Below are 3,230 nucleotides of genomic sequence, written 5' to 3'. Positions count from 1 at the left end.
ACCATACTGCAAAAACCGTGCCAACATATGTACATTAATTTTTAGAAACTACTTATTTATTTATTATACTCACTTAATTATTTTGTGGATTACTCGGAATTTAGTTAACTTTGTCTTTAGAAAAGACAATTAATAATATTCCTTATATTCCATAAAAACTCTATGGCAAATATCAAACGGTTTTCACGCAATAACTATTTAAAAGTTATTGCGCATTTGGGTGTATTACTCACAATGGTGGCATGGGGAACTTCTTTTATAAGTTCTAAGGTGCTTATGGTTGATGGCGGTTTTACCCCGGTAGAAACGTATATCTATCGTTTTACCGTAGCATACATAATACTTTTGAGTTTCACATTCAAACGCATTTTTGCGTATAGTTGGAAAGACGAGCTACAGTTAATGTTGTGTGGAATGTGTGCAGGCTCAATATATTTTGTGACGGAAAATTATGCATTAAAATATACCACAACAGGAAATGTGTCATTATTGAGTTCGATATCACCAATATTTACGACGGTATTAATGGCTTTGATATATAAGGTCAGAATGATGCCCGGTGTAATAATTGGATCTATAGTTGCATTTGCGGGAGTGGCATGTATTGTTTTCAGTCATGGGGGCAGCCTTGAAATCAGACCTACGGGTGATGTGTTGGCATTATGTTCATCACTGTCTTGGGCTGTTTATACAGTTGCCATTAAGCGATTGACACCTATTTATAATTCGTTGTATATAACGCGGAAATTGTTCTTTTATGGGGTTCTTACAGCGTTACCACTGCTTATGACGCAGAGCACTCCCCTTCATCTATCCGTTTTATTTGATATGGAGCAACCTCAGTATTTATTAAATTTCCTATTCCTTGTTATTTTTTGTTCTATAGGCGGTTTTATAATATTTAATGAAGGTGTTAAGATTCTTGGATCGGTCACAGCAAGTAACTACATATATCTACAACCATTGGTTACAATGGTGGCCGGATATTTTGTGTTTGGAGAAGTTATTACTATTCTTGGATATATCGGATGCATATTGATTATCGGAGGTTTAGTATTTTCAGATAAATTTAAATGGGATTATAGCAAACGCAAGAATCAGGAATGAAGATGTAGCCTGTGCATATAATTCATATTGGTTTAAATGATTAAAATAATAAATACAAATTGATTAGACGTATTGATTTATGATAGACTATAATGAGTATCTTGAATATGCCATCTGTATGGCTAAACTGGCAGGAGAAGTACATCTGAAGTATTTCCGTTCAGATAATCTTAGTATGCAGACTAAGATTAATGATTATGATGTGGTTACTGCTGCTGATAAAGAATCAGAATCAGTCATAATAGAAATGATAAGATCAAAATATCCTAATCATGGAATTATTGCTGAAGAGTCTGGGGTGATTAATGAAAAATCTGAATGGAATTGGATTATAGATCCTCTTGATGGGACTACTAATTTCAGTCAAGGGTTGCCAGTATTCTGTGTTTCAATTGCTCTTGAATATAAAGGAGAAACGATTGTAGGAGTTGTGTATGCAGCCTATTTGGATGAACTTTTCTATGCCATCAAGGGGATGGGAGCTTTTTTTAATGGGAAGAAAATCAGTTGTTCAGATAAGAACAATTTCTCTGAATCTGTGCTTGCGACAGGAGTGCCTTATGATAAATTGGAGAATAGTGACAACAATTTAAAGGAGATTGGAGCAGTTGCACCGTATGTAAGAGGAATAAGGCGTATGGGATCTGCAGCTATTGATTTAGCGTATGTAGGAGGCGGCTTTTTAGATGGTTATTGGGAATTAAACCTTAAGCATTGGGATGTAGCGGCTGGGCAATTAATAGCGCTTGAAGGAGGTGCAATCATAAAGTCAATAAGACCTGATAGGAATTATTCAATAATGGCTGCATCTCCATTGATATATCATGATTTACTTGGTAAACTAATGGGATAAGTAATGCATGGTCAATAGGCTTGCAAGAGGTCATAAATTTATAGCCTTTTGCAAGCCTATTTATATGTTAAGAAGATGGGCGTATCATTAACTGCATTTTTATCAAGAGCTTCGGAAATCTTTAGGAGAAATTCCAACAATTTTTTTAAAATATTTCCCGAAAAATGATTGAGAAGGGAAATTCAATTCTTCAGAAATCTGTTTAACATTGAGGTTCGATGATTTCAAAAGAACCTTTGCCTCTAATATCACATAGCGTTCAATCCATTCTACGGCTGTAAATCCGGTTACATTTTTCATCGTGCGAGATAAATGTTTTGTGGATACTTCCAATTTATTCGCATAAAACTCAAGAAACCGTTCTGTTTTAAAGTGCTTTTGGACAAGACTAATGAATTTAGAAGTAAGCCTATTATTCCCTTTCTGAAAATCATTAGCCAATTGCATATAGCATTTATAAGCTGTTTCAAAGAAAAAAGATGCCAGGCATAAGCTCATTGCTTGATATCCAAATGGATTTGCCTTATCTTCAAAAATGGAATTTATTCTTGAATAAAGACATTCAAATTTATTTAATAGAGAATCAGGTATTTCAGTTACTTGTTGTCTTACTGCAGACGGATAATATATGCAGTCTTGAAGCAATAGAAACAAGTTGTCGCAAAAGCGTTTCGACATAATAATGACAGAAAACTCCAGATCGTCACTTACTCGATTAATCTGTAGTATTTGTGTGCGTCTGATGTTTACAATACAAGGGGCTTTTACAGCATATGAGATAAGATTTATATCAATGTTACATTTCCCTTTTCTGATTAGGATTGATACATTTGACGTAAATTTAACCGGATTAGACTTAGAGGAGAATATTTTCGCATTGTAATTTTTCAATACCCAAAAATCAGCCTCCACTATCGTTGAGATCTCGTCCGGCAATGCAAAATCGTATTTTAAGATTTTATTCATTAGTTTAATGTAATTGAATTGTGGAGTGATATATTCTATCTGCAAAATTATTGCATTATTTCTATATCTGCAAATTTTTTACCAATTAATTTGTGCCTATTTATATTTTTAACTTATTGTAATAAAGTTAAATGTGTATTTATCAATGTCAATTACTTATATGAGTATGCAAAATTATGGCATATATAATTCTGTTTTATCCATTGATTAATTAAAATCATGTTCACAATGGGATTATAATCTATTAAATAGGGTGTTCAGTTTGACGTTCCGAAAAACGGCATCCAGAACACCGGATTTTACA

The 3,230-nt window shown here is 33.6% G+C and carries 3 protein-coding genes; 2 read left to right on the top strand and 1 reads right to left on the bottom strand.

All coding sequences use genetic code 11. The annotated features are described in order from the left end of the window. Positions 1 to 162 precede the first annotated feature (162 nt). The gene (locus E5331_RS19955; protein WP_123484831.1) at positions 163 to 1,107 is read left to right on the top strand and encodes a DMT family transporter; all 945 of its coding nucleotides are present in this window, start codon (positions 163 to 165) and stop codon (positions 1,105 to 1,107) included. 79 nt (positions 1,108 to 1,186) lie between these two features. Continuing rightward, the gene (locus tag E5331_RS19950; RefSeq protein WP_123484832.1) at positions 1,187 to 1,960 is read left to right on the top strand and encodes an inositol monophosphatase family protein; all 774 of its coding nucleotides are present in this window, start codon (positions 1,187 to 1,189) and stop codon (positions 1,958 to 1,960) included. 102 nt (positions 1,961 to 2,062) lie between these two features. Here the strand turns inward: E5331_RS19950 and E5331_RS19945 are convergent, their stop codons facing one another. Beyond that, positions 2,063 to 2,926 carry an AraC family transcriptional regulator gene (locus tag E5331_RS19945; protein ID WP_135986405.1) on the bottom strand — a complete coding sequence of 288 codons (864 nt, stop codon included), beginning with the start codon at positions 2,924 to 2,926 and terminating at the stop codon, positions 2,063 to 2,065. Positions 2,927 to 3,230 lie beyond the last annotated feature (304 nt).

Source organism: Lepagella muris (genome assembly GCF_004793975.1).
Lineage (GTDB): Bacteria > Bacteroidota > Bacteroidia > Bacteroidales > Muribaculaceae > Lepagella > Lepagella muris.
Note: the sequence above shows the minus strand (reverse complement) of the source record. Positions and strands in the feature narration are given on the sequence as shown.